At 66.8% G+C, this 25829-nt stretch carries 21 protein-coding genes and 2 pseudogenes; 11 read left to right on the forward strand and 12 right to left on the reverse strand.

Annotated features, from left to right (window positions below; genetic code table 11):
• Positions 1 to 256 precede the first annotated feature (256 nt).
• Positions 257 to 376, reverse strand: a pseudogene (locus KNW02_RS21285) (polar amino acid ABC transporter ATP-binding protein); the annotation flags it as partial.
• 14 nt (positions 377 to 390) lie between these two features.
• A pseudogene (locus KNW02_RS20855) lies at positions 391 to 555 on the reverse strand (LysE family translocator); the annotation flags it as partial.
• Between the two features lie 297 nt (positions 556 to 852).
• On the opposite strand from KNW02_RS20855, the gene KNW02_RS08730 reads away from it, so the two are divergent.
• The 3 genes from KNW02_RS08730 to KNW02_RS08740 all read left to right on the forward strand — a co-directional run bounded on the left by KNW02_RS08730 (position 853) and on the right by KNW02_RS08740 (position 2590).
• On the forward strand, positions 853 to 1407 hold the full coding sequence (locus tag KNW02_RS08730) for a thioredoxin family protein (protein ID WP_216032886.1): 555 nt from the start codon (positions 853 to 855) through the stop codon (positions 1405 to 1407).
• Positions 1404 to 2084: a phosphoglycolate phosphatase gene (gene gph, locus KNW02_RS08735; RefSeq protein WP_216032887.1), complete on the forward strand. Its 681-nt coding sequence runs from the start codon at positions 1404 to 1406 to the stop codon at positions 2082 to 2084. Before KNW02_RS08730 ends, gph begins: the two co-directional genes overlap by 4 nt.
• Before the next feature lie 77 nt (positions 2085 to 2161).
• A complete protein-coding gene (locus tag KNW02_RS08740) occupies positions 2162 to 2590 on the forward strand; it encodes a protein tyrosine phosphatase family protein (protein WP_216032888.1) in 429 nt (142 codons plus the stop codon).
• A 32-nt stretch (positions 2591 to 2622) separates the two neighbouring features.
• Here KNW02_RS08740 and KNW02_RS08745 read toward each other — a convergent pair whose 3' ends face one another.
• From KNW02_RS08745 to KNW02_RS08770, 6 genes are all read right to left on the reverse strand, one after another.
• Positions 2623 to 2967, reverse strand: a complete 345-nt coding sequence (locus KNW02_RS08745) for an arsenate reductase family protein (protein ID WP_216032889.1) — start codon at positions 2965 to 2967, stop codon at positions 2623 to 2625.
• 151 nt (positions 2968 to 3118) lie between these two features.
• Positions 3119 to 4426 (reverse strand): DUF3422 family protein, encoded by a 1308-nt coding sequence (locus KNW02_RS08750; RefSeq protein ID WP_216032890.1) that lies wholly within the window; start codon positions 4424 to 4426, stop codon positions 3119 to 3121.
• A 16-nt stretch (positions 4427 to 4442) separates the two neighbouring features.
• Entirely contained in the window at positions 4443 to 5876 is a 1434-nt protein-coding gene (locus KNW02_RS08755) for an NCS1 family nucleobase:cation symporter-1 (RefSeq protein ID WP_216032891.1), read from the reverse strand.
• 212 nt (positions 5877 to 6088) lie between these two features.
• Positions 6089 to 7531, reverse strand: a complete 1443-nt coding sequence (locus KNW02_RS08760) for an NAD(P)(+) transhydrogenase (Re/Si-specific) subunit beta (RefSeq protein WP_216032976.1) — start codon at positions 7529 to 7531, stop codon at positions 6089 to 6091.
• Between the two features lie 10 nt (positions 7532 to 7541).
• Positions 7542 to 9116, reverse strand: coding sequence for a Re/Si-specific NAD(P)(+) transhydrogenase subunit alpha (locus KNW02_RS08765; protein WP_216032892.1), 1575 nt, complete (start codon positions 9114 to 9116; stop codon positions 7542 to 7544).
• Positions 9117 to 9344: 228 nt separating this feature from the next.
• On the reverse strand, positions 9345 to 10088 hold the full coding sequence (locus KNW02_RS08770) for a hypothetical protein (protein WP_216032893.1): 744 nt from the start codon (positions 10086 to 10088) through the stop codon (positions 9345 to 9347).
• A gap of 196 nt (positions 10089 to 10284) precedes the next feature.
• On the opposite strand from KNW02_RS08770, the gene pepN reads away from it, so the two are divergent.
• Both pepN and KNW02_RS08780 read left to right on the forward strand, forming a co-directional pair.
• Positions 10285 to 12864, forward strand: a complete 2580-nt coding sequence (pepN, locus tag KNW02_RS08775; protein WP_216032894.1) for an aminopeptidase N — start codon at positions 10285 to 10287, stop codon at positions 12862 to 12864.
• A gap of 43 nt (positions 12865 to 12907) precedes the next feature.
• Entirely contained in the window at positions 12908 to 13819 is a 912-nt protein-coding gene (locus tag KNW02_RS08780; protein WP_252733603.1) for a 1-acyl-sn-glycerol-3-phosphate acyltransferase, read from the forward strand.
• Between the two features lie 89 nt (positions 13820 to 13908).
• Here the strand turns inward: KNW02_RS08780 and proB are convergent, their stop codons facing one another.
• Together proB and obgE are read right to left on the reverse strand one after the other, a co-directional pair.
• Positions 13909 to 15021: a glutamate 5-kinase gene (proB, locus tag KNW02_RS08785; protein WP_216032895.1), complete on the reverse strand. Its 1113-nt coding sequence runs from the start codon at positions 15019 to 15021 to the stop codon at positions 13909 to 13911.
• Positions 15009 to 16043, reverse strand: coding sequence for a GTPase ObgE (gene obgE, locus KNW02_RS08790; protein WP_216032896.1), 1035 nt, complete (start codon positions 16041 to 16043; stop codon positions 15009 to 15011). The genes proB and obgE overlap by 13 nt, the downstream gene beginning before the upstream one ends.
• A 152-nt stretch (positions 16044 to 16195) precedes the next feature.
• Here obgE and aqpZ point away from each other — a divergent pair, with 152 nt between their 5' ends.
• The 6 genes from aqpZ to KNW02_RS08820 all read left to right on the forward strand — a co-directional run bounded on the left by aqpZ (position 16196) and on the right by KNW02_RS08820 (position 23164).
• The gene (gene aqpZ, locus KNW02_RS08795) at positions 16196 to 16897 is read left to right on the forward strand and encodes an aquaporin Z (protein WP_216032897.1); all 702 of its coding nucleotides are present in this window, start codon (positions 16196 to 16198) and stop codon (positions 16895 to 16897) included.
• 84 nt (positions 16898 to 16981) lie between these two features.
• A complete protein-coding gene (locus KNW02_RS08800; RefSeq protein WP_216032898.1) occupies positions 16982 to 18382 on the forward strand; it encodes a protein adenylyltransferase SelO in 1401 nt (466 codons plus the stop codon).
• Between the two features lie 106 nt (positions 18383 to 18488).
• Positions 18489 to 19172, forward strand: coding sequence for an endonuclease/exonuclease/phosphatase family protein (locus KNW02_RS08805; protein ID WP_216032899.1), 684 nt, complete (start codon positions 18489 to 18491; stop codon positions 19170 to 19172).
• Between the two features lie 66 nt (positions 19173 to 19238).
• A complete protein-coding gene (eno, locus tag KNW02_RS08810) occupies positions 19239 to 20513 on the forward strand; it encodes a phosphopyruvate hydratase (RefSeq protein ID WP_216032900.1) in 1275 nt (424 codons plus the stop codon).
• A gap of 217 nt (positions 20514 to 20730) precedes the next feature.
• Positions 20731 to 21852 (forward strand): TRAP transporter substrate-binding protein, encoded by a 1122-nt coding sequence (locus KNW02_RS08815; protein ID WP_216032978.1) that lies wholly within the window; start codon positions 20731 to 20733, stop codon positions 21850 to 21852.
• A 190-nt stretch (positions 21853 to 22042) separates the two neighbouring features.
• Positions 22043 to 23164, forward strand: coding sequence for a TRAP transporter substrate-binding protein (locus tag KNW02_RS08820; protein ID WP_216032979.1), 1122 nt, complete (start codon positions 22043 to 22045; stop codon positions 23162 to 23164).
• Positions 23165 to 23321: 157 nt separating this feature from the next.
• Here the strand turns inward: KNW02_RS08820 and KNW02_RS08825 are convergent, their stop codons facing one another.
• Positions 23322 to 25193 carry a TRAP transporter large permease gene (locus tag KNW02_RS08825; RefSeq protein ID WP_216032901.1) on the reverse strand — a complete coding sequence of 624 codons (1872 nt, stop codon included), beginning with the start codon at positions 25191 to 25193 and terminating at the stop codon, positions 23322 to 23324.
• Complete coding sequence (locus KNW02_RS08830) at positions 25190 to 25816, reverse strand: TRAP transporter small permease subunit (protein ID WP_216032902.1); 627 nt, start codon at positions 25814 to 25816, stop codon at positions 25190 to 25192. Before KNW02_RS08830 ends, KNW02_RS08825 begins: the two co-directional genes overlap by 4 nt.
• Between the last annotated feature and the right edge of the window lie 13 nt (positions 25817 to 25829).

Here is a 25829-nt window from a genome sequence, read left to right on the forward strand (position 1 = left end):
TCCTCTCCCGGATTTGAAGCCATACCGCCTCTGGCGGCTTCAAATCCGGGAGAGGAGATCATCGACAAAAACGCTGAAGCGGACCGGCTGAAAGCCGGTGGTTTGTATCCGATACATGGAAAATCAACAGCCCATGATTTCCCCGACAGGCAATCGCATCTGACCTAACCAGACCCCGCACGATACTACGGCTCGTTCGTTGCGGAATTGATATCGGAAGAACGCTCCGGGGGCTAACCCGGAGCGCCGCACAGGGCTACCCGCCCGGGTTGAGTGCCGCCGTCAGCAGCCGTTGGGTGTAGTCGTGTTGCGGTGCCTCGAATATCCGGGCGGCCGGTCCCTGTTCGACCACTTCGCCCGCGCGCATGACCAGGATCTCAGGATCTGATGCGACATGGCGATCAGATCGCCCAGGGCGACACCCGCAACCGTCGCCAGGGCCACCCGCCGCCCCTGGCTGATGGCATAGCTCAGGATCAAGAGCACGGTCGGACCCGGGATCAGAAGAAGGGCGATTGAAGCCGACGCGAATGCGAGCCAGACGTGAAATTCCATGGATATACCTCCGGACAAGTGCCTGTCCGTCGAGCCAGCTATAGAAAACCGGCCAAGTAAAGTGCTTTCTCGGGCAGGCGGATCTGGCATCACAGCGGGTGCAGATGGGGTGCTTGCCCTCGGGCAGCGGGCAAACCGGGCCAGCACGCAGCTGTGCCAAGACCGGGGGCCGGCCTGCGCGTCGGAACCCGCCCCGGCGCGCGGGCAAGGCTGGTGCCCCGGTTCTGCCACCATTTCCCGGCTTGTCCCGCCCCCGGACTTTGCCGAAGATCGGGCCGAACGCGAAAGGAAAACAGGATGGCAGTTTCTCCGCCCGTCTGCGATTTCGGCGCGCCCTGGCATGACTTCACCCTGCCGGGCACCGATGGCCGGCGCCACAGTCTCAGCGATGTGAAGGGCCGGCGCGCGACGCTGGTCATGTTCATCTGCAACCATTGCCCCTATGTCCGCTCGATCATCGACCGCATCGTGCGCGATACCCGTCAGATGCAGGCCGCAGGGATCGGCGTCGTGGCGATCTCGGCCAATGATGTGGCGGATTATCCGCAGGACGGCCCCGAGCAGATGAAGGCCGAGGCGGACCGGCACGGTTTCAGCTTTCCCTATCTTTACGACGAAACTCAGGCGGTTGCGCGCGCCTATGGCGCCGAATGCACGCCGGATTTCTTTGGCTACAATGCCGATGGCCGGTTGCAGTATCGCGGCCGCTTCGACGCTTCGGCCCGCATGGCCGGCCCGACGGATACGCGGCGCGAGTTGCTCGAGGCCATGCTGCAGATCGCAGAAACCGGAAAAGGCCCTGAAATTCAGACCCCTTCGATGGGATGCTCGATCAAATGGAAGGCCGCATGACTGTCTGCATGGCACCCTGCCCGATCGTTTTCGACCTTGACGGCACGCTGATCGACAGCGCCCCGGACATCCATGCCAGCGTCAATGCGGTGCTGCTGCAGCAGGACGTGGCCCCGCTGAGCCTCGACCGGATACGCAGTTTCGTCGGTGGCGGGGTCGAGGTCCTGTGGACCAAGATCGTTGCCGCCACCGGGATCGAACCGGGGCTGCAGCGCGACCTGATCGCGGCCTTCATGGCGCGCTATCACGATGCGACCCGGCTGACCCGGCTTTTCCCCGGAGCATTCGAGGCCCTGGGCGTGCTGGCCGATCGCGGCCATCCCTTGGGGATCTGCACGAACAAGCCGCTGGGCCCGACCGTCGCGGTGCTGGATCACTTCGGCATCCGGCAACTGTTCGGCATCGTCATCGCCGGCGACTCGCTGCCGCAGAAGAAGCCGGATCCGGCGCCGCTGCGCGCGGCCCTGCAGGGCCTGGGCGCGGATCCGGATACGCCGAAGGCGCTTTATGTTGGTGACAGCGAATTCGACGCCGCCTGCGCCGCCGCCGTGCCGGTGCCGTTTCTGATCTACAGCCGCGGTTACCGCTTGAAACCGCTGGAGCAACTGCCGCATCGCGCGGCCTTCGACGACTTCTCGATCCTGCCGCGACTGGTCGAGGACGAGGCGATGGCCTGACCGGGCAGGCGGCGGCCCGCTTGACAAGGACCGCCGCTTCGCGCCAATCGGGGGCGTCCGCCAGCGAAAGGCATGCCATGGATCTGCGCCAACTCAGCCCCACCCTTGCCGTCTCACCGCAAATCCTGCCCGACGAGGTGCCCGCCCTTGCGGCGGCGGGTTTCAAGGTTCTGGTGAACAACCGCCCGGACGAGGAGATCGGGGCCGAGATCGATCACGAGGTGATGGCGCAGGCCGCGGCCAGCGCCGGCATGGGCTATCACTACCTGCCCTTCCATCCGGGTCAGGTCACGCCGCAGCTGATCACCGATTTCATCGCCGCAACCACCGGGCGCGGCCCGGTCATCGCCTATTGCCGCTCGGGCCATCGCTGCACGGTCTTGTGGGCGCTGAGCCAGGCCGGAAAGCGCCCCGAGCCCGAGATCCTGGAGGTGGCGGCAGGGGCCGGCTACGATCTGACGCCGGTGAGGCCGCTGATCGCCTCGCTGGCAAGCCGCAGGGGCTGAACTCCGGTCCGGCTGCCGGCCGGGACACGATCTCAGGCCGGCACGCCCAGGGCGCGTTTCACGTTCGCCGTCCAGCCCAAGAGCCGCAGATCCCCGGCGACGATGGCCGGTCGCTTCATCACCGAGGGTTTCGCCCCCATCATCGCCACGGGCGCGGCACCGCGCTCATCCTCGCTCATGGCGCGCCATGTCAGGCTGGCGCGGTTGATGATCTTCTCGCCGAATTCGGCGCTCAGCCAGGCGCGCTCGTCTTCGGACAGCGGCTGTTTCTGAACATCGCGGAAGCTCACGCTCCAGCCATGGTCTTCCAGCGCGGTCTGGGCCTTCTGGCAGGTCGAGCAATGGGCAAGCCCATAGAGGGTCAGCGTCCTCGGCAAGGCGATTCTCCGGCTGGATCAGATGAAGGGAACGAAGGGCACGCCGCAGGCCGACAGGCTCAGCAGCGCGGCAAGGGCAAGAAACAGGCGCATCGTGGAGGTCTCCTCTGTCATGGCCGGCCGGTTAACGCAGCCGGCCCGGCGCGGCAAATCACAAATCGCCGCCCTCGCCGCGATGATGCAGGCTCTGGCGGACCTGCCGCATGCCCCACCACACCAGCAGCACCGCCAGCGGGGTCAGCCCGGCGACCAGATAGGCCTTGTCGATCTGCAGCGCCGAGGCGACCGGATAAAGCATGTAGGACAGCAGACCCACCGCGTAATAGCTGATGGCGACGACCGACAGCCCCTCGACGGTATGCTGAAGCCGCAATTGCAGGTCGGCGCGGCGGTCCATCCGCTCCAGCAGCGCCTGATTCTGGGCCGAGCGTTCGACATCGACCCGCGTGCGCAGCAGTTCGCCCGCCCGCGCCGCGCGTTCCAGCATGGCCTCCATCCGGGTCTCGTTCGAGATCACCGTGCGCATCGCCGGCTGATAGCGCCGCCGCATGAACTCGGTCAGCATCTGCCGGCCGAGAAAGCGGGTTTCGCGCAGCGCGGTGATCCGGTCCATGACGATGGCCTCATAGGCCTTGGTGGCGCCGAAGCGGAAGGAATGCTGGACCGCCTGCGATTCCAGTTCCGCCGATACCGACAGCAGTTCCTGCAGGACCGCATCGGCCGGGCGGCTGTCATCGGTCATGCCGTCGACGATGGCTGAAAGGCGCGGCTCCAACTGGTTCAGGCGCCGGCTGAGGCCGCGCGCACGGCCCAGACCCAGCATCGACATGGCGCGATAGGTTTCCAGTTCGACCAGACGGTGAACGATGCGGCCGATCCGCCCCTCGCTGACGCCGGGGCGGGCAAAGAGGGCAAAGCGCATCCAGCCGTCGGCATCGATGCGGAAGTCGCCGGCGATCATCGCGGCCTCGTCCAGAACCCAGACGGCGGCAAGGCTGTCGCGGGCAAACCAGTCGCCGATCTGCCTCAGCGCCTGTTCGGGCTCCTCGGGCAGCACGTCGATCTGGACGATCACCGCCGCGATCCGCTTGCCCGGCGCCCCCCGTTGCCATTCCTCGGGGAAGATCGAGGCGGCACTGGGATCGAAGGGCCGGATCGGCAGGCCGGGCGTGGTGGCCATGTAGGTCACGAATTCGGTATGGCTTTCCCATTTCAGATCATGGCGGCCCAGCTGACCCTGATAGTGGCTTTCCTCGGGGTCGGGGCGCGGGCCGCCATGACGGCTGGTCAGTTCGGTCAGATGCGCCATGTCGCGGGCGCGGTCGCGGCTGGCCGCGTCGCGCGGCTCCTTGAAGGCCACGAAGACGCAGGTCGCGGGCGCCCTGAGACGCGGCGAGGGCCGGGCGTGAAGTTCGTTCACCAGCGCATAGCGCAAGGGATGTTCGGTTGCCGGACCCAAGCCTGTCTTCCTTTCCCTACCTGCGGCCGCTGAGCAGGATATACAGCACCCCGCCCAGAACCGCCCCGATCAGCCAGCCAAAGCCCGACAGCGCCTGCAGGGCCGGCAGCCAGACCGTCCCGATCGAGAACAGCGCCGCCAGCCCGACCGCCATGATCGCGCGTTTGTTCCAGCCGCCATCATAATAGTAGGGACCGGCCGGGTCTGCCGAGAAAAGCTGATCGACCTGCAACTGTCGCTTCTGCACCACATAGTAATCCGCGATCAGGATCCCGTAGAGCGGCGCCAGGATCGCCCCCAGCGTATCGACGAAGCCGGCGATGCCGATGGTCGAGATCAGCGACACCCACAGCGCCCCGATGACGAAGGCGACGGCCGCGGTGATCAGGCCGCCCTGTTTGGCGCTGATCGTCGCCGGAGACAGGTTGCAGATGTCATAGGCCGCCGGGATGAAGTTGGCGACCAGGTTGATGCCGACCGTGGCGGCGAAGAAGGTGACGGCCGCGATCAGGGTCAGCGCCAGGCTGTCGACGCGGGCAACGATCTCGGTCGGGTCGGTCAGACGCTCGCCGAACAGGACCACGGCGCCGGCGGTGATGAACAGCGCGATGAAGGAAAAGAAGGCCATCGACACCGGCAGGCCCCAGAAATTGCCGGTGCGCATCTGCGCCTCGGTCTTCACGAAGCGCGAGAAGTCGCCGAAATTGATCACCACTGCGGCGAAATAGGCCACCATCGTGCCGACCACGGCAATGAAGCCCGCCAGCGTGCCCCGGTCGCTTTCGCCACCCTGAAAGATCGCGCCGATCTCGGCGAAGATGCCGTTGCCGGCCTTCCACCAGATCATCAGCGCCAGTGCGATCATCACGACATAGACGAAGGGGCCGGCCCAGTTCAGGAACTTGCCGACCCATTCGATGCCCATCAGGAACAGCCCGATCTGGAAACCCGCGACGATGATATAGGCGACCCAGTCCACGCCGCTGAGGCCGAGGAACCCCCCTGCCCCGCGATCGATCCCCATCAGCGCATAGATCGCCAGCGCCACCGCGGTCGAGGCGAAGTAGGTCTGCACCCCGTACCAGAAGATCGCCACGATCCCGCGCACCAGGGCCGGGAAGCGCGCCCCCTTCACCCCCATCGCGGCCCGCGCCATCACCGCATAGGGGATGCCGTAGCGCACCGACGGCCGCCCCGAGAGGTTCACCAGCCACATCACCAGAAGTCCGGCCACGACGATCGCCGCGAAGGTCAGCCAGCCGTTCAGCCCGTAGCTGAGAAACAGCGAGGCAGCCAGCGTATAGCCGAACAGGCTCTGGATATCGTTGTTCCAGACGTTGAAGATTTCGAAGGCGCCCCAGGTCCGTTTCCCATGCGGGATCGGGGCGAGGTCGTCATTGTAGAGCGACGGGTCGCCGCTGCCGACATGGATATCGTCGAGATCTGTCATGATCTGTCCTCTTGCGGATTGATGACAGTCACATGAAGTCCAGGAACATTCTGATAAAGCAAGAATTTTAACTTGAGATATTTGGCATTGTCTGTGGAACGGGCGATGCTGTGCCAAGCCGGTCACATCTGCCGGAATCCGGGCAATGAAAAAACCCGGGGGCGCGCGCGCGATGGCACACCCCCGGGTCCGGTGTCGTGGCAGCGCCTGCCTCAGTCCAGAAGCGGCAGCAGCTTGTTCACCGACTCGCGCGCGTCACCATAGAACATGCGCGTGTTCTCCTTGAAGAACAGCGGGTTCTCGATGCCGGAATAGCCGGTGCCCTGCCCGCGCTTGCTGACGAACACCTGCTTGGCCTTCCAGACCTCGAGGACCGGCATGCCGGCGATCGGGCTGTTCGGATCTTCCTGCGCGGCCGGGTTCACGATGTCGTTCGAGCCGATGACGATGGCCACGTCGGTCGAGGGGAAATCATCGTTGATCTCGTCCATCTCCAGCACGATGTCATAGGGCACCCGCGCCTCGGCCAGCAGCACGTTCATGTGGCCCGGCAGACGCCCGGCGACCGGGTGGATGGCGAAACGCACCTCCTTGCCCGCCGCGCGCAGCTTGGTGGTCAGTTCGCTGACCGCGCCCTGCGCCTGCGCCACCGCCATGCCGTAGCCCGGCACGATGACGACGCTGTCGGCATCGTTCAGCGCCGAGGCCACGCCGTCTGCGTCGATGGCGATCTGTTCGCCCTCGATCTCGGCCGCGGGTCCGGTGGTGCCGCCAAAGCCGCCCAGGATCACGCTGACGAAATTGCGGTTCATCGCCTTGCACATGATATAGCTGAGGATCGCACCCGACGAGCCGACCAGCGCGCCGGTCACGATCAGGAGGTCGTTCGACAGCGTGAAGCCGATGGCCGCCGCGGCCCAGCCCGAATAGCTGTTCAGCATCGACACCACCACCGGCATGTCGGCGCCGCCGATGCCCATGATCAGGTGCCAGCCGATGAAGAAGGCCAGCAGCGTGATCAGCACCAGCCAGAACACCGACGGCCCGATATCGGCGCAGTAGAGCAGGCCGAGGATCAGCGAGCCTGCGGCGGCCGCAGCATTCAGCATATGCCCGCCGGGCAGCTTTTTCGGCTTGCCGTCGATGCGCCCGGCCAGCTTGCCGAAGGCCACGACCGAGCCGGTGAAGGTCACGGCACCGATGAAGACGCCCAGAAAGACCTCGATCTGCAGCATGTTCAGTTCGGCCGCGGTCTTGTGGGTCAGCACCTCGGCGAAACCGCGGAAGCCCTCGGTCGCGCCCTCGGCCATGGCCGCCGTGACCCGGCCCAGTTCAAGCTGGGCGTTGAAGCCGACGAAGACGGCGGCAAGACCCACGAGGCTGTGCATGGCGGCGACCAGCTGCGGCATTTCGGTCATCTGCACGCGCTTGGCGATGACCCAGCCGATGGCGCCGCCACCGGCGATCATGACGGCCGACAGAAGCCAGTTGCCGGCGCCCGGCCCGAACAGGGTGGCCAGCACGGCCAGCCCCATGCCGACGATGCCGTACCAGATGGCGCGCTTGGCGCTTTCCTGGCCCGACAGGCCCCCCAGCGAGAGGATGAACAGGACGGCCGCGACGACATAGGCGGCGGTGGTGAAACCGATTTGCATCATCCCCTCCTTACGATTTCTGGAACATGGCAAGCATGCGGCGGGTGACCATGAAGCCACCGAAGATGTTGATTCCCGCCATGAACACGGCCAGCGCCGCGAGAATCACCACCAGCCACGAGCCCGAGCTGATCTGCATCAGCGCGCCGAGAATGATGATCGAACTGATCGCGTTGGTCACCGCCATCAGCGGCGTATGCAGCGAATGGGCGACGTTCCAGATGACCCGGAAGCCGACGAAGCAGGCCAGCACGAAGACGATGAAATGCGACATGAAGCTGGCCGGCGCCAGCAGCCCGACCAGCAGCAGCAGGATGCCGCCGCCGCCCAGCAGCATGACCTGGCTTCTGGTCTCGGCCTTGAAGGCCGCCACTTCCTGTGCCCGACGCTCGGCCGGGGTCAGTTCCTTGGGCTTTTCCTTCGGCTTCTGCGCCGCGATCGCCGCAACCTTGGGCGGCGGCGGCGGGAAGGTGATCTCGCCGCCATGGGCCACGGTTGCGCCGCGGATCACATCGTCTTCCATGTTGTGATCGACGACGCCGTCCTTCTTGGGCGTCAGGTCGGCCATGAAGTGACGGATGTTGTTGCCGTAAAGCTCGGACGCCTGGGCGCCCATGCGGCTGGGGAAATCGGTATAGCCGATGATGACGACGCCGTTGTCGGTGACGATGCGCTGTTCCGGCACGGTCAGTTCGCAGTTGCCGCCCTTCTCGGCGGCCAGATCCACGATGACGCTGCCGGGCTTCATCGCCTCGACCATGTCCTTGGTCCACAGCACCGGCGCATCGCGGCCGGGAATCAGCGCCGTGGTGATGACCACGTCCATCTGCGGCGCCAGTTCGCGGAACTTCTCAAGCTGCTTTTCGCGGAATTCCGGGCTGGAGGGCGCGGCATAGCCGCCGGTGGCTGCACCGTCGGTCTGCGCCTCCTTGAAATCGAGGAAGACGAACTCGGCGCCCATCGATTCGATCTGCTCGGCCACTTCCGGGCGCACGTCGAAGGCATAGACCTGCGCCCCGAGGCTGACCGAGGTGCCGATGGCGGCAAGCCCCGCGACGCCGGCGCCGACGACCAGAACCTTGGCCGGCGGCACCTTGCCCGCCGCCGTCACCTGGCCGGTGAAGAAGCGGCCGAAATTGTTCGCCGCCTCGATGACCGAGCGATAGCCGGCGATATTGGCCATGGATGACAGCGCATCCATCTTCTGCGCCCGGCTGATGCGCGGCACCATGTCCATGGCGATGGCGGTGATTCCCTGCCCCTTCGCCACTTCCAGCAATTCGCCGCTCTGCCCCGGATAGAAGAAGGAAATCAGCGTCTGCCCCGCGCGCATCTGCCTGATTTCGGCGTCATCCGGCTGGCGTACCTTGGCGACCACGTCGACCGTCTTGATCAGGTCGGCGGCACTGGCCTCGACGGTGACGCCGGCCTTGCGATAGTCGTCATCCGAAAAGCCCGCGCGGATCCCCGCGCCGCTTTCGACAAAAGCCTCATGCCCCAGCTTCTGGAGATGCGCGGCCGAAGACGGGGTGATCGCCACCCGTGCCTCGCCCTCGAAACTCTCCTTCAAAGCGCCAATCTTCATGGCGTCCAAGCCCCCGTGTCCTGAGTTCGCAATCGCGCCTCCATAGCATCGCGCAATAAAGTTTCACAAGGGCACGAAAGAACGACATGTCGCGGGCGCGACGGGATTTCAGCTGGTGAAATCGCGGCAACCCGCCGATGATCGGCCATCCCGCGCAAGCGCCCTGAAGAAAAGGCCGCGCAGACATGCTGCGCGGCCCGTTGTGGTCATGACGTTGCGTCCCGGGCATCAGTTGCCGGTGGCGGGTTCCTCAACCGAGATCGCGTCGTCCAGCGCATCGGCGGCGTCCTCGATTGCCTGGCCGGCCTGATCCATGGCATCCGTCGCGGCCTCCTGGGCGGCTTCGGTGGCGCTGTCCATCGCCTCGCCGACCGCATCGGCGGCATCCGTCGCCGCGGCTTCGGCATTCTCGGCGGCCGTCTCGGCGGCGCCGGTGGCATCGTTCACCGTTTCCTCGGCGGCGGAAGCAGCGCTGTCAGCGGCCCCTTCGGCGGCAGTCGCCGCGTCGGCAGCGGCGTCTTCGACCGCGCCGGCGGCAGAATCGGCGGCGGCCTCGGCTTCGGCGGCGGCGCTGTCCGCGGCGGCTTCGGCTTCAGCAGCCGCGCTGTCGGCCGCGGCCTCGGCTTCGGCGGCGGCACCCTCGGCTGCGGCCTCGGCGTCGGAGGCGGCTTCTTCGACCGCCGCTTCGCCCTCGGTCACGGCCTCTTCCACGGCGGTTTCGGCCGCGGCTTCCTCGGCCGGGGCCTCCTCGGTCGTGGTGACGGTGGTGCTGTCGCCTTCGACCGCGACCGTGTCATCGGTCATGAAGCGTTGCAGCACGAAATAGGCCAGCGCCAGGGCCAGCAGCACGCCGATGATCAGCGGCAGCGGCGACGAGCGGCGCTCGACCGGCTCGACATAGGTTTCCTTCGGCGCGGCCGGGTCGCTGTCCACCGGATTGGTGCGTTTGGGGTCGTTCGGGTCATAGGTCATCGCGGGCCTCCATTTAAACTTACGAAACACCGGGTTACGTCGTATCCCTGTGATCCAGACCGGCGCCCCTGTCAATTGCCCGGCAGCCGGCCGACCAGAAAGGAACGGCCGGCTTGCGACCCGGCTTCCACGCGACTAACACAGCGGAAAGGATCAGGTTCCCTGAGAACCCCAGCTTTTTCTGCCGGAGAGCGTCATGTCCCAGACACAAGCCCCGATTGCGCGACATCTTGCCGATTATCGCCCCTATCCCTTCGTCCTGAACGAAACCAGGCTGGAGTTTCAGCTTGCACCTTCGGCCACGCGGGTCCGCGCCGAACTGGCGCTGCGGCCCCGCGCCGGGCTGGAGGATCTGGTGCTGGACGGCGGCAAGGGGCTCAGGCTCATCAGCCTCGCCATCGACGGCGCCGCGCCCGATCCGGCGCATGTCAGCCGCGACGACGAGGTGCTGACCATCGCCGCCGCCGCCCTGCCCGACGCCCCCTTCACCCTGAGAACCGAGGTCGAGATCGACCCTTCGGCCAATACCGCCTTCGAGGGGCTGTATATGTCCGGCGGGATGTTCTGCACCCAATGCGAGGCCGAGGGGTTCCGCCATATCACCTTCTACCCCGACCGCCCCGACGTGATGGCCCCGTTCCGGGTCAGCATCCATTCCGACAAGCCGGTCCTGCTGTCGAACGGCAACCCGGTCGCGCAGCGCGAAGGATTTGCCGAATGGCACGACCCCTGGCCGAAACCCTCCTACCTTTTTGCGCTGGTCGCGGGCGATCTGGTGGCGATCAGCGACCGATTCGCCACCCGATCAGGCCGCGAGGTCGATCTGAACGTCTGGGTGCGCCCGGGCGATCAGGACCGGGCAGGATTCGCGATGGAATCGCTGATCAAGTCGATGCGGTGGGATGAGGATGTCTATGGCCGCGAATACGATCTGGACGTGTTCAACATCGTCGCCGTCGATGACTTCAACATGGGCGCGATGGAGAACAAGGGGCTGAACATCTTCAACTCGAAGCTGGTCCTGGCCTCGCCCGAAACCGCGACCGATGCGGATTACGAACGCATCGAGGCGGTGATCGCGCATGAATATTTCCACAACTGGACCGGCAACCGCATCACCTGCCGCGACTGGTTCCAGCTTTGCCTGAAGGAAGGGCTGACGGTCTTCCGCGACCAGCAGTTCACCAGCGACATGCGCAGCGCGCCGGTCAAGCGGATCGAGGATGTGCGCACCCTGCGCGCCCGCCAGTTCCGCGAGGATCAGGGTCCGCTGGCCCATCCGCCGCGCCCCGACCGCTACGAGGAAATCAACAATTTCTACACCGCGACCGTCTATGAAAAGGGCGCCGAGGTGATCGGGATGCTGAAGCGTCTGGTCGGCGATGACGGCTATGCCAGGGCGCTGGACCTCTATTTCGACCGCCACGATGGCGAGGCGGCGACCATCGAGGACTGGCTGAAGGTCTTCGAGGATGCCACCGGGCGCGATCTGGCGCAGTTCAAGCGCTGGTACACGGATGCGGGCACGCCGCGCCTGACCATGGCCGAGGACTGGGACGCGGAGGCGGGCCGGCTGCGGCTTGATTTCACCCAGGCCACCGCACCGACGCCCGGGCAGGATGACAAGCCGCCGCGCGTGATCCCCATCGCCATCGGCCTGATCTCTCCCAATGGCGACGAGGTCCTGCCGACGCAGGTGCTGGAAATGACCGAGGCGCGGCAGAGCTTTGGCTTCGACAGCCTCGGCGCGCGCCCCGTCGTCTCGGCGCTGCGCGGGTTTTCGGCGCCGGTGATGCTGGAGCGGCTTTTGGACGACGCGACCCGCGCCTTCCTGCTGGCCCATGACACCGATCCCTTCGCGCGGTGGGAGGCCGGGCGCGATCTTGCCCTCTCGGCGCTGGTCGTCCTGTCGCAGGGGCGCGAGGCCGGCGCGGATTACGTCGACGCGATCGGCCGGCTGGCGGCGGATGACGGGGCCGATCCGGCCTTCCGCGCCCTGTGCCTGACTCTCCCCGGCGAGGAAGAGATCGCCACCCGCCTGTCCGAACAGGGCACGACCCCGGATCCCGACGCCATCCACGAGGCCCGCGACGGCCTCGCCCGGCGTCTGGCCGAAGCCCATGCCGATCTGCTGGCCGGCCTCTTCGAGCGGATGGCGGTCGCCGGTCCCTATGCGCCCGATGCCGAACCGGCGGCGCGGCGGGCGCTGCGGATCGCGGCTCTGGGTCTGCTCAATCGCATCGATGGCGGCGACCGGGCCGAGGTACTGTTCGGCACCGCCGGCAACATGACCGAGCGGATGGCGGCGCTGTCCTGCCTGCTTCGGCGCGGACGCGGCCAGGCGGCGCTTCAGGCGATGCACGACCGGTTCGGCGACAACCGGCTGGTGATGGACAAGTGGTTCTCGGTCCAGGTGATGGCCGCCCCGCCGGCCGAGGCGGCGGCGGTGGCGCATCGGCTGGCGCGGCGCGGCGATTTCGACTGGAAGAACCCCAACCGCTTCCGCGCGCTGCTGGGCGGGCTGGCGGCGAACCATGCCGGTTTCCATGCCGCCGACGGCGCCGGCTACGACTTCACCGCCGACTGGCTGATGAAGATGGACAAGGCGAACCCGCAGATCGCCGCGCGCATGTCCACCGCCTTCGAGACCTGGCCGCGCTATGACGCCACCCGGCGCGACAGGGCGCGGGGCGCGCTTGGCCGGATCGCGGCGATGGCGGGGATCAGCCGCAACCTGCGCGAGATGGTCACGCGGATGATCGCCGCAGGCGAATGAGCCGGCTTGTGATCGCCCCGGCCGCGGGGCAGGATGCGCCGCGATGAGTGACCGATACGCCGATGCGAGGGCCGAGATGCAGGCCCGCCTCGACCCGCTGATCGCCGAGCGGGCGCCCTGGCTCTATTCGGACCGGCCGCACCACCGGATCGCGCGCCGGCTGATGATGGGGCTGCTGCGCTATCCCCGCACGATCGAGCTGGGGGCCGAGTTCCGCGACCTGCCCACGCCCGAGATCCTGCGCCGGATGACGGCGCTGATCGTGCGTGACGTGCGCGTCGAGGGGATGGAGCATCTCCCGGCCACCGGCCCGGCGCTGATCGTCTCGAATCATCCGACCGGGATCGCTGACGGCATCGTCCTGCATGCGGTCCTGGCGCCCCTGCGCGACGATCTGTTCATCTATGCCAATCACGACATGATCCGGGTGCTGCCGCAGACCGAGGATCTGATCGCGCCGGTCGAATGGCGGCTGGAAAAACGCAGCCATGCCAAGACCAGGGCGACGATGGACTATACCCGCCGGGCGCTTGAGGCCGGCCGGATCGGGCTGATCTTTCCCTCGGGGCGGCTGGCCAAGCGGCGCGGCTTGCGGCTGCACGAACGGCCCTGGATGGCCAGCGCGGCGATGATCGCGCGCAAGTTCGAGGTTCCGGTGATCCCGCTGAACATCCGGGCGCGCAATTCCGCGCTGTTCTACCTGCTGGACGCGATCCACCCGACCCTGCGCGACGTGACCCTGTTCAACGAGGTGCTGAACAAGGCCGGCCAGCCCTATCGCATCACCATCGGCCGGCCCATCGACCCGGCCAGCCTGCCGCGCAGCAGCGAGGAGGCGATCATCGCCCTGCGCGAGGCGGCGATCTCGCTGCCGGCGCCGGGTCCGGAGGCGCCGCGGCTGACGCAGCTGCAGGGCCGCGCCCGGCTGGCGCGAGGGCCGAAGCGCATCGCCTGAGCCCGCGGCCGTCACCCGCGCCCGCGACCGCCGGGGGCGCTGCCCCCGGACCCCCGAGGTATTTGGAAAGAGCGCGAGGGGCGACCCAATCAGAGGGCCATGTCGTCGCGATGGATCAGGGCGGCGCGGCCGGGATAGCCCAGCAGCGCCTCGATCTCGGCCGAGCGGTGGCCGGCGATGCGGCGGGCCTCGGCGGCGGTATAGCGGGTCAGGCCGGTTCCGAGGGTCTCGCCCGAGGGGCCGGTAATGGCGACCGGATCGCCGCGGCCGAAATCGCCCTCGACCGCGCGGATGCCGGCGGGCAGCAGCGATTTTCCCTGGCGCAGCGCCGCGGCGGCGCCCTGGTCGACGGTCAGGGCGCCTTTCGGTTTCATCGCGGCGATCCAGCGTTTGCGGGCGGCCTGGGGATCGCCCTCGGGCAGGAACCAGCTGGTCCGCGCGCCCTTTGCCACCGCCGAGAGCGGGCGCATGACCGAGCCCTCGGCGATGGCCATGGCGCAGCCGCCGGCGATGGCGGTGCGGGCCGCCATCAGCTTGGTCTTCATGCCGCCGCGGGACAGGCCCGAGACCGGATCGCCGCCCATCGCCTCGATCTCGGGCGTCAGCCTTTCGATCACGGGCAGATGCCGGGCCGAGGGATCGGTCTTCGGATTGGCGGTATAGAGCCCGTCCACATCAGAGAGCAGCAGCAACTGGTCGGCGCCGCAGGTGACCGCGATCTGGGCAGCCAGCCGGTCGTTGTCGCCGAAGCGAATCTCGTCGGTGGCCACGGTGTCGTTCTCGTTGACGATCGGCACCACGCCCAGGCCGAGAAGCGTCTGCATGGTCGCCCGGCTGTTCAGATAGCGGCGGCGGTCGGCGCTGTCCTCGAGCGTCAGCAGCACCTGCGCGGTCTTGACCCCATGCGGGGCCAGCGCCTCTTCATAGGCGCGGGCGAGGCGGATCTGGCCGGTGGCGGCGGCGGCCTGGGCCTGTTCCAGCGGCAGGGCGCCCGCCGGCAGGTCCAGCACCCGGCGACCGAGCGCGATCGAGCCCGAGGAGACCAGCACCACGTCGCAGCCGCGGCGGCGCCAGTCGGCCACGTCGTCGCAGAGCGCGCGCAGCCAGTCGGCGCGCAACCCGTTCTCATCGACCAGCAGCGCCGAGCCGATCTTGACCACCAGCCGGCGCGCGCCGGTCAGCGAGGGGGCTAGGGCTGCCATGGCGCGTCGTCGGCGTCGTCGGCGACCACCCTGCGGGTCGGGGCGATTTCGGACCAGAGCGCGCGCAGCACCTGCGGCACACCCTGTTTTGCCACGCCGGACATCAGCTGCACCGGGCCTCCGATCCCGGCCTCGAGCGCGGCGCGGCGTTCGGCGATCAGGTCCTCGTCCAGCGCATCGATCTTGTTCAGCGCGGTGATCCGGGGCTTGTCCATCAGCAGCGGCGAATAGGCCGCCAGCTCGGCCAGCACGGTGCGCGCATCCTCGGCCACCGTCTCGGAGGTGCCGTCGACGAGATGCAGCAGGACCGCGCAGCGTTCGACATGGCCGAGAAAGCGGTCGCCGATGCCCCTGCCCTCGCTGGCGCCCTCGATCAGGCCGGGGATGTCGGCCATGACGAATTCGCGGCCATCGACGCCGACCACGCCGAGATTGGGATGCAGCGTGGTGAAGGGATAGTCGGCGATCTTGGGCCGGGCGTTGGACACCGCTGCCAGAAAGGTCGACTTGCCGGCATTGGGCAGCCCGACCAGCCCGGCATCGGCAATCAGCTTCAGCCGCAGCCAGATGACGCGTTCCACCCCCGGCTGGCCGGGATTGGCATTGCGCGGCGCGCGGTTGGTCGAGGTCTTGAAATGCAGGTTGCCCCAGCCGCCATTGCCGCCCCGCGCCAGCAGGATCCGCTGGCCCGCCTCGGTCAGGTCGGCGATCACCGTCTCTTCGTCCTCGTCGAGGATCTCGGTGCCGACGGGAACCTTCAGCACGATGTCCTCGCCCGACTTGCCGGTCATCTGGCTGCCCATGCCGTGCTGGCCGGACTTCGCGAAGAAATGTTGCTGATAGCGGAAGTCGATCAGCGTGTTCAGCCCGTCCATAGCCTCGGCCCAGACATCGCCGCCCTTGCCGCCATCGCCGCCATCGGGGCCGCCATATTCGATGAACTTCTCGCGCCGGAAGGACACGCAGCCCGCGCCGCCGCCGCCCGAGCGGATATGGACCTTGGCGAGATCGAGGAATTTCATCTGCAGGGCTCCTTTCGGGCAGGCGATACGCGCCCCGCCCATCCGGTGCAAGGGGCAGACGGGCAGGATCGCCGTCTTGTTCCGGCCATGTTTTCGCTGGAGAGTCCGCCTGCGGGGACACAAGCAGCCCCGATTCGTCAGGAGTATTTTATATGTCCAGTAAGGCGGTTGCCGAATTGATCGGCACCTTTATCCTTGTATTCTTCGGTTGCGGTTCCGCCGTTCTCATGGGGGATCTGATCGGTTTTCACGGCATCGCCATCGCGTTCGGGCTGTCCATCGTCGCGGCGGCCTATGGCTTCGGCGCGATATCGGGCGCGCATCTGAACCCGGCGGTTTCGCTTGGCTTCCTGGTGTCGGGACGCATGCCGGCCCAGGATTTCCTGGTCTATTGCATCGCCCAGATCCTCGGCGCCGTCGCGGCCGCCGCGGTGATCTACATGATCGCGTCGGGCAAGGCCGACTATACGATCGCCGCGAACGGCCTCGGCCAGAACGGCTATGGTCCGGGTTATAACGGCGAATACAGCATGATGTCGGCGCTGACCTTCGAGTTCGTCGCGACCTTCCTTTTCGTGAGTGTCATCCTGGGAGCGACCCAGAGCGATGCGCCCGCGGGGTTTGCCGGGCTGGCCATCGGGCTGACCCTGGCCGGGATTCACCTCGTCGGGATCAACATCACCGGCGTCTCGGTCAATCCGGCCCGCTCGATCGGGCCGGCGGTCTTTGCCGGCGCGCAGGCGCTTGGGCAGCTGTGGCTGTTCATCCTCGCGCCTCTGGCCGGCGGGCTGGTCGCCGGGGCACTGCATGGCGCGGGCATCACCCGCTCGCCCCATGCGGTGTCCCAAGGCTGAACAGGCCTTTTTTCGGCCCGGGCGCGGCCCGGGCTCTTTTCGCGCCAAGCTCCTGTGCCTAGATCAAGGGCACAGGAGGCCGCCATGATCCGCTTTGACAACAGCTATGCCCGCCTGCCTGGTGGCTTTTTTGCGCGAGTCGATCCGACCCCGGTGACCGAGCCGCGCCTCTTGGCGCTGAACGAGGGGCTGGTCGGGCGGCTGGGGCTGGATGTGGACTGGCTCCGCGGCCCCGAGGGCATCGCGATGCTGGCCGGCAATGCCCTGCCCGAGGGGGCCGATCCGATCGCCCAGGCCTATGCGGGCCATCAGTTCGGCGGCTTCGTGCCGCAACTGGGCGATGGCCGCGCCCTGCTGCTGGGCGAGGTGGTGGCGCCGGACGGCGCGCGCTTCGACATCCAGCTGAAGGGCAGCGGCAAGACCCCCTTCTCGCGGCGCGGCGACGGGCGGGCTTGGCTGGGTCCGGTCCTGCGCGAATATCTGGTCAGCGAGTTCATGGCGGCGATGGGTGTGCCGACGACGCGGGCGCTGGCCGCCGTGGCCACGGGCGAGACGGTCTGGCGCGAGCGGGGCCTGCCCGGCGCGGTGCTGACCCGGGTCGCGGCCAGCCATATCCGGGTCGGCACCTTCCAGTATTTCGCCGTGCGCGGGCGCGAGGACGCACTGGCCGCGCTGACCGACCATGTCATCGCGCGCCACTATCCGGCCGCCAACGGGCCGCTGTCGCTTTTGGATCATGTCGTCGCGCGCCAGGCCGAGACCATCGCGCAATGGATGGCGCTCGGCTTCATCCACGGGGTGATGAACACCGACAACATGGCGGTCTCGGGCGAGACCATCGATTACGGCCCCTGCGCCTTCATGGATGGCTATCACCCCGACACGGTGTTTTCCTCGATCGACCAGACCGGCCGCTATGCCTGGGCGCAGCAGCCGCAGATCGCGGTCTGGAACCTCGCGCAGCTGGCCACCTGCCTGATCCCGCTGATGGGCGAGCGCGAGGCGGCGATCGAGGCGGCGACGAAATCCGTCCATACCTTCGCGCCGCTCTATCAGGCGGCATGGCTGAGGCGCTTCGGCGAGAAGCTGGGGCTGACCGGCAGGGCGCCGGTGCAGGCGCTGGCCGAGGGGCTTCTGACGCTGATGGCGCGGCAGCGGGCCGATTTCACCCGGGTCTTCGCGGGGCTGGCCGACGGCCATGCGCGGGACGAGTTCACCGATCCAACGGCCTTTGATCTCTGGGCGCGGGACTGGCAGGCGCATGGCCCGGATCAGGCCCTCATGGCCCATGCCAACCCGCGGCGGATCCCCCGCAACCACCGCGTGGAGGCGGCCATTGCCGCCGCCGTGGCCGGAGACACTGGCCCTTTCGAGCACCTGCTGGCCGCCGTCACCCATCCGCGCGAGGCGCGCCCGGCATGGGACGATCTGGCAGTCCCGCCCGCACCGGACGAAGTGGTCACGCGGACCTTCTGCGGCACCTGAGCAGCACGAAAGTTTTTTTCGCCGGCAAGGGGGGCTTTGCCCCCCGGCCTCTTGCAGAGGCCTCCCCCCAAGGTATTTGTTAAGAGGGCGAGGGGAAGGAAGCCGTGTGCTGAGACTGGCCAGTTACAATCTGCACAAATGCCGCGGGCTGACCGGCCCGCATGCGCCGGGGCGCAATCTTGCGGTCATCCGCGATCTGAAGCCCGACATCATCGCCCTGCAGGAGGTCGATTTCCGCTTTGGCGCCCGTCCCGAGGCGCTGCCGCGGGCGCTGATCGAGCGCGAGACCGGGCTGGTGCCGGCCGAGATCAACGGCCGCTCGGGCGAGAACTCGCTGGGCTGGCACGGGCAGACGATCCTGATGCGCCCCGATCTGGCCAGTGCGGCGGTGGTCCGCCGCCTGCCCCTGCCGGGGCTGGAGCCGCGCGGCGCGGTGGCGATCCGCCTGCCGGGGCTGACGGTGATCGGGCTGCATCTGGGGCTGGCGCGATCCTCGCGCCGGGCGCAGCTGGCGCGGATCAGCGGCCAGGCCGCGCGCATCGCCGGGGACAATATCGTCATCATGGGCGATTTCAACGAATGGCGCCACGAGATCGGGCTGGAATCGCTGGCCGGATTCAGGGTGATCGCGCCGGGGCCGTCCTATCCCGCCCCCCTGCCCCGGTTCCGGCTGGACCGGATCGCCATGTCGCATCATCTGGAACTGATCGAATCCGGGGTGTTTCACGGCGCCAATGCGCGCGAGGCCTCGGACCACCTGCCGATCTGGGCCGAAATCCGTCTGCCCTGAAGATTGCGCCTTTCGGCCTGCCGCATCGGCAAGTATGTAGGCGCCAACGCAATCACGGAGGGCTTCATGTCTGCCATCATCGACATTTTCGCGCGTGAAATTCTGGACAGCCGCGGCAATCCGACCGTCGAGGTCGATGTGACGCTGGAAGACGGCACCATGGGCCGCGCGGCGGTGCCCTCGGGGGCCTCGACCGGCGCGCATGAGGCGGTGGAAAAGCGCGATGGCGACAAGGCGCGTTATCTGGGCAAGGGCGTGCTGGAGGCCGTGGCCGCCGTCAATGGCGAGATCGCCGAGAACCTGATCGGCGAGGATGCGACCGAGCAGCGCGCCATCGACGCGCTGATGTGCGATCTGGACGGCACGCCGAACAAGGGCCGGCTGGGGGCGAACGCGATCCTCGGCGTTTCGCTGGCCGTCGCCAAGGCCGCGGCCGAGGATTGCATGCAGCCGCTTTACCGTTATGTCGGCGGCACCTCGGCGCGGATCCTGCCGGTGCCGATGATGAACATCATCAATGGCGGCGAACATGCCGACAACCCGATCGACATCCAGGAATTCATGATCATGCCGGTCAGCGCCGGCAATATCCGCGAGGCCGTCCGCATGGGATCCGAGGTGTTCCACACGCTGAAGAAGGAACTGTCCTCGGCCGGGCTCGCCACCGGCGTCGGCGATGAGGGCGGTTTCGCCCCGAATCTCAGCAGCACCCGCGACGCGCTGGATTTCATCCTGCGGGCGGTCGAGAAGGCCGGCTACAGGCCCGGCGACGACATCATGCTGGCGCTGGACTGCGCCTCAACCGAATATTTCAAGGCCGGCAGATACGAGCTGGCCGGCGAAGGAAAATCCCTCAGCCCGGCCGAGAATGTCGATTATCTGGCGGCGCTCTGTGGCGATTATCCGATCCTGTCGATCGAGGATGGCTGCGCCGAGGATGACTGGGAGGGCTGGAAGCTGTTGACCGACCGCCTGGGCGGCCGCGTGCAACTGGTCGGGGACGACCTCTTCGTGACCAATCCCGAGCGTCTGGCCGAGGGGATCGAGAAGGGCTGCGGCAATTCGCTGCTGGTCAAGGTGAACCAGATCGGCACGCTGTCGGAAACGCTGGACGCGGTGCGCATGGCGGATCGCGCGGGCTATACCTCGGTGATGTCGCACCGCTCGGGCGAGACCGAGGATGCGACCATCGCCGATCTGGCCGTGGCCACCAATTGCGGCCAGATCAAGACCGGCAGCCTTGCCCGTTCGGACCGGCTGGCGAAATACAACCAGCTGATCCGGATCGAGGAAATGCTGGGCGAGACGGCGGAATACGCCGGGCGCAGCATCCTGCGCTGATCCGCAGCCTCCTGCCCGGCATCCCTTGCCGGGCAGGAGCCGCCGTCGCCCGGACAAGTGACGCAACGGCATATCCTCCCATCCGCGATTCCGGCCCGGTCGGGCATCGACAGCCATCACCGCAGGGATAGGCTTGTCCCATTGGCAATCCGCGGCCCCGGCACGATGCCCCGGCCCCGGTTGAATGGGAGAAGATCGGATGAACATTTCGGACAGGCTGAACCGTCGCCGTTTCCTCAAGCAAGGCTCGGTCGGCGGCGTGGCCGCGGCGGCGGGCGCGGCGCTGGCGGCGCCGGCCATCGCGCAGGAAGCGCCGGTGATCCACTGGCGCATGACCTCGTCCTTTCCGAAATCGCTGGACACGATCTATGGCGGCGGCGAGGAGATCGCCCGGCGGCTGCAGGAGACCAGCGACGGCAGGTTCACCATCCAGGTCTTCGCGGCCGGTGAGATCGTGCCGCCGCTGGATGCGATCAATTCGGCCATCGACGGCACCGTGGAATGCGCCCATTCGGTCGGCTATTACAACTGGGGCAAGGATCCGGCCTTCGCGCCGGGGGCCGACCTGCCCTTCCTGCTGAGCGCGCGGGCCAAGGCCGCCTATAACTATTACGGCGGCGGGATCGAGCTTTATAACGAATTTCTGGACCAGTATGGCCTCGTCTCGTTCCCGGGCGGGAATTCCGGTGCCCAGATGGGCGGCTGGTTCCGGCGCGAGATCAACACGCCTGCCGATCTCAGGGGGCTGAAACTGCGCATCTCGGGGCTGGCCGGCATGGTGTTCGAGCGGCTGGGTGTGGTGCCCCAGCAGATCCCGGCGGGCGACATCTACGCCTCGCTGGAAAAGGGCACGATCGACGCGGCCGAGTGGATCGGCCCCTATGATGACCGGAAGCTGGGCTTCCAGAAGGTCGCGCCCTATTACTACTATCCCGGTTTCTGGGAAGGCGGCCCGACCGTCGGGCTGTTCATCAACAAGGCGAAATGGGAAAGCCTGCCCGACCAGTACAAGGCGCTGCTGCGCAACTGCACGCAGGCGACCGACATGGCGATGGCGGCCAAATACGATTACCTGAACCCGCCGGCGCTGAAGGAGGTGATCGCCAATGGCGCGCAACTGCGCAGCTTCAGCGAAGAGATCCTTGCCGCCGCCTATGACGCGGCGATCCAGATCTATGCCGAACTGTCCGAGAGCAACCCCTGGTTCAAGCGCCAGTGGGACGCCGTCCAGCCCTATCGCGAGGACTGGTATCTCTATGCCCAGACGGCCGAATATACCTTCGACACCTTCATGATGATCCAGCAGCGCAAGGGCAAGCTGGCACCGACCGCGGGCTGAGCAGCGGCATCCCTCGGAGGGCGCGCAGGTTGACGCAAGGGCAAGTCCGCTTTCCCCGAACCCGCGCGCCAATACCCCTCGACAGACGGGGATCAGCAACTAAACTGCGGCCCATTCCGGGCAGGATCCGAGTTGGCCGGTTGGCCTGACTGCCCGTATTGGAGGAGAATATATGAAAGATTCCAAATCTCTGGGCCGTCGTTCCTTTCTGACCCGCGCCTCGGTCGGGGGTGCTGCCGCCGCCGCCGGATCGGTGCTGGCCGCCCCGGCCATCGCGCAGGAAGCGCCGACGATCAACTGGCGGTTGGCCTCGTCCTTTCCGAAATCGCTGGATACGATCTATGGCGGCGCCGAGGAACTGTCGACGCGGCTGAAAGAGGCGACCGACGGCAAGTTCAGCATTCAGGTCTTTGCCGCCGGCGAGATCGTCCCGGGCCTCGACGCGATCAACGCGGCGACCGACGGCACGGTCGAGTCGGCCCATTCCGTCGGCTATTACAACTGGGGCAAGAACCCGGCCTTCGCCTGCGGCGCCGATCTGCCCTTCACCTTCTCGGCCCGCGCCCGGACCGCCTATAACTATCAGGGCGGCGGCATCGAGATCTATAACGAATTCCTCGACCAATACAGTCTCGTCAGCTTCCCCGGCGGCAATACCGGCGTCCAGATGGGCGGCTGGTATCGCAAGGAGATCAACAGCCTTGCCGATATGCAGGGGCTGAAGATGCGCATCTCGGGCCTTGCCGGCCGGGTCATGGAAAAGCTGGGCGTGGTGCCGCAGCAGATCGCCGGCGGCGACATCTATCCGTCGCTGGAAAAGGGCACGATCGACGCCGCCGAATGGGTCGGCCCCTATGACGACAGCAAGCTGGGCTTCCAGAAGGTCGCGCCCTATTACTATTATCCGGGCTTCTGGGAAGGCGGGCCGACGGTCAGCTTCTTCTTCAACAAGGGCAAGTTCGGCGAACTGCCGGCCAGCTATCAGTCGCTGCTGCGCAGCTGCTGCCAGGCGGTCGACCAGAACATGCTGGCGAAATACGACATGAAGAACCCGGTCGCCCTGAAGGAACTGGTCGCCTCGGGCGCCCAGCTGCGTTCGTTCAGCGAAGAGGTCCTGACCGGCGCCTTCAACGCCGCGAACGAGGTTTACGGGGAACTGGCCACCGAGAACGAGTGGTTCAAGAAGCAGTACGAGGCGCTGCTGACCTACCGCGACAACTGGTATCTCTATGCCCAGACTGCGGAATATACCTTCGACACCTTCATGATGATCCAGCAGCGCAACGGCAAGCTGGCCCCGACCGCCGGCTGAGGCGGAGGAGAACGAAAGCCGAAGGCCGCCGCGGGTCCCGCCCGCGGCGGCCTTTTCTTTCCGGTTCCACGGGACGGCCGGTCCCGCCACAGTCGCCAGAACGCAGAAGGGGCCGGTTTCCCGGCCCCCTTTTCGATCCTCGGTCACAGCGACCCGATCAGTTGCCGCCAAGCCCCGGCGGCGGGCCGCCAAGGCCCAGACCGCCCGGCGCCGGCAGGCCGGCACCGTCCCCGGCCGGTGCGGTACCCGGTTCGGCGGGGGCGGGCTCGCCCTCTCCGGCCGGGGCGCCGAAATTCGGTGCCCCAAGTCCACCGAGGCCGCCCAGCCCCGAGCCGGTGCCATTGCCGCCCTCGGGCGAGGCGGGTTGCCCGAAGGGCGAGCCGCCCAAGCCCCCGAGGCTGCCGAAGCCGCCCGAACCGCCGCTCGGGATCTCGATCCTGACATTCGAGGTATCCACCGGCGGGCCCTTGTAGTGCATGACCATCTGCGGAAAGCTGATGACCACGGCGATCATCACGACCTGGATGAACACGAAGGGCACCGCGCCCCAATAGATCTGGCTGGTCTTGACCGGCGCCATGGTCTTGCCGGTCACGCGGTCGGTATAGGCCTCCTTCGGGGCCACCGAACGCAGGTAGAACAGCGCGAAGCCGAAGGGCGGGTGCATGAAGCTGGTCTGCATGTTCACGCCAAGGATGACGCCGAACCAGATCAGGTCGATGCCGAGGCTCTCGGCGGCGGGCGCCAGCAGCGGCACGATGATGAAGGCCAGTTCGAAGAAGTCGAGGAAGAAGGCCAGCAGGAACACCATCACCGACACGGCGATCAGGAAGCCGTATTCGCCGCCCGGCAGCGAGGTCAGCAGGTGTTCGACCCACAGATGCCCGTTGACGCCATAGAAGGTCAGCGAGAAGACCCGCGCGCCGATCAGGATGAACATCACGAAGGCCGACAGCCGCGTCGTCGCCGCCAGCGCCTGGCTGACCACCTGATAGTTCAGCCGCCGCTTTGCCGCCGCCAGGATCAGCGCGCCGACCGCGCCCATGGCGCCACCCTCGGTCGGGGTCGCGATGCCCAGGAAGATCGTTCCCAGGACCAGGAAGATCAGCGCCAGCGGCGGGATCAGCACGATGATGACCTGCTGCGCCAGCCGCGACATGACGCCAAGTTTCAGCGTCTTGTCCAGAACCGCGGCGACATAGACGACGATCACCGCCAGCGCCGCCGCCAGCACGTCGGCATTGGTGCCATGGGTCGGATGCAGCCATTTCCAGCTGAGCCAGAAGATCGCGACGCCGGCGGCCAGCGCCACCAGCAGCGAGGTGATCCCCGATCCCAGCGTCCGCGCCTCTTTCGGCAGGGCCGGCAGGGCATGCGGGCGGATGATCGACATCACGAAGATATAGCCGAGATAGATGCCGGTCAGCACCAGCCCGGGGATCAGCGCGCCCTTGTACATGTCGCCGACCGACCGGCCCAGCTGGTCGGCCAGCACGATCAGCACGAGGCTGGGCGGGATGATCTGCGCCAGCGTCCCCGAGGCCGCGATCGCGCCCGAGGCGATCCGCCGGTCATAGCCATAGCGCAGCATGATCGGCAGCGAGATCAGCCCCATGGCGATGACCGAGGCGGCGACGACGCCGGTGGTCGCGGCCAGCAGGGCGCCGACGATGATGACCGCATAGGCCAGACCGCCGCGCACCGGCCCGAACAGCTGGCCGATCGTGTCCAGAAGATCCTCGGCCATGCCGGATTTCTCCAGCACGATGCCCATGAAGGTGAAGAATGGCACCGCCAATAATGTCTCGTTGGCGATCACCCCGCCGAAGAACCGGTCGGGGATGGCCCTGAGCAATGGCCAGCTGAGATTGATCGAGCCGTTCGACAGCGGCGCCAGTTCCACGCCGACCACGAAGAACAGCAACCCGTTGGCGGCCAGCGCGAAGGCCACCGGATAGCCCAGCAGCAGAAAGACGATCAGCGAGACGAACATGATCGGCGCCATGTTCTGCGCAATGAGTTCCATCATTTGCGGCCGTCTCCCCGGTCGTGGCCGGTCTCGTCCTCATGGGAAAAGCCGGTCATCGCCCGCAGGTTTTCATCAACCTCGGGCGGGGCGTGGTGGCCGCTACTGGGATGCGGATCGGGGATCAGGCCGCGCATCACGGCGATCTTCTTGATGATCTCGGACAGGCCCTGCAGGAACAGCAGAACGAAGCCCGCGAACAGCAGCGCCTTGGCCGGCCAAAGCATCAGCCCGCCGGCATTCATCGACATCTCGCCCGAGCGGATGCTGCGGCCGAGCCAGGGCCAGACCAGCCACAGCGTCAATGTCACCATCGGCATCAGGAAGAACACATGGCCGAACAGGTCGATCCAGTGCTGCACCCGCCGCGACCAGTTGCCATAGATGATGTCAATGCGGATATGCTCGTTTTCCAGCAGGGTATAGGCGGCGGCCAGCAGGAAGGCGCCGCCGAAGAGATACCATTGCAGCTCGAGCCAGGCATTGGACGAGATGCTGAAGACCTTGCGGATGATCGCATTGATCGCACTGACGAAGATCGCCAGCAGGATCAGCCACGATGCGCTGCGCCCGATGATGGAATTTGCGCGGTCGATACCGCGAGACAGGGCCAGCAGGCCGCCCATGAAATGTCCTCCC

Origin of the sequence: Paracoccus marinaquae, assembly GCF_018860165.1 — a bacterium.
GTDB lineage: Bacteria > Pseudomonadota > Alphaproteobacteria > Rhodobacterales > Rhodobacteraceae > Paracoccus > Paracoccus marinaquae.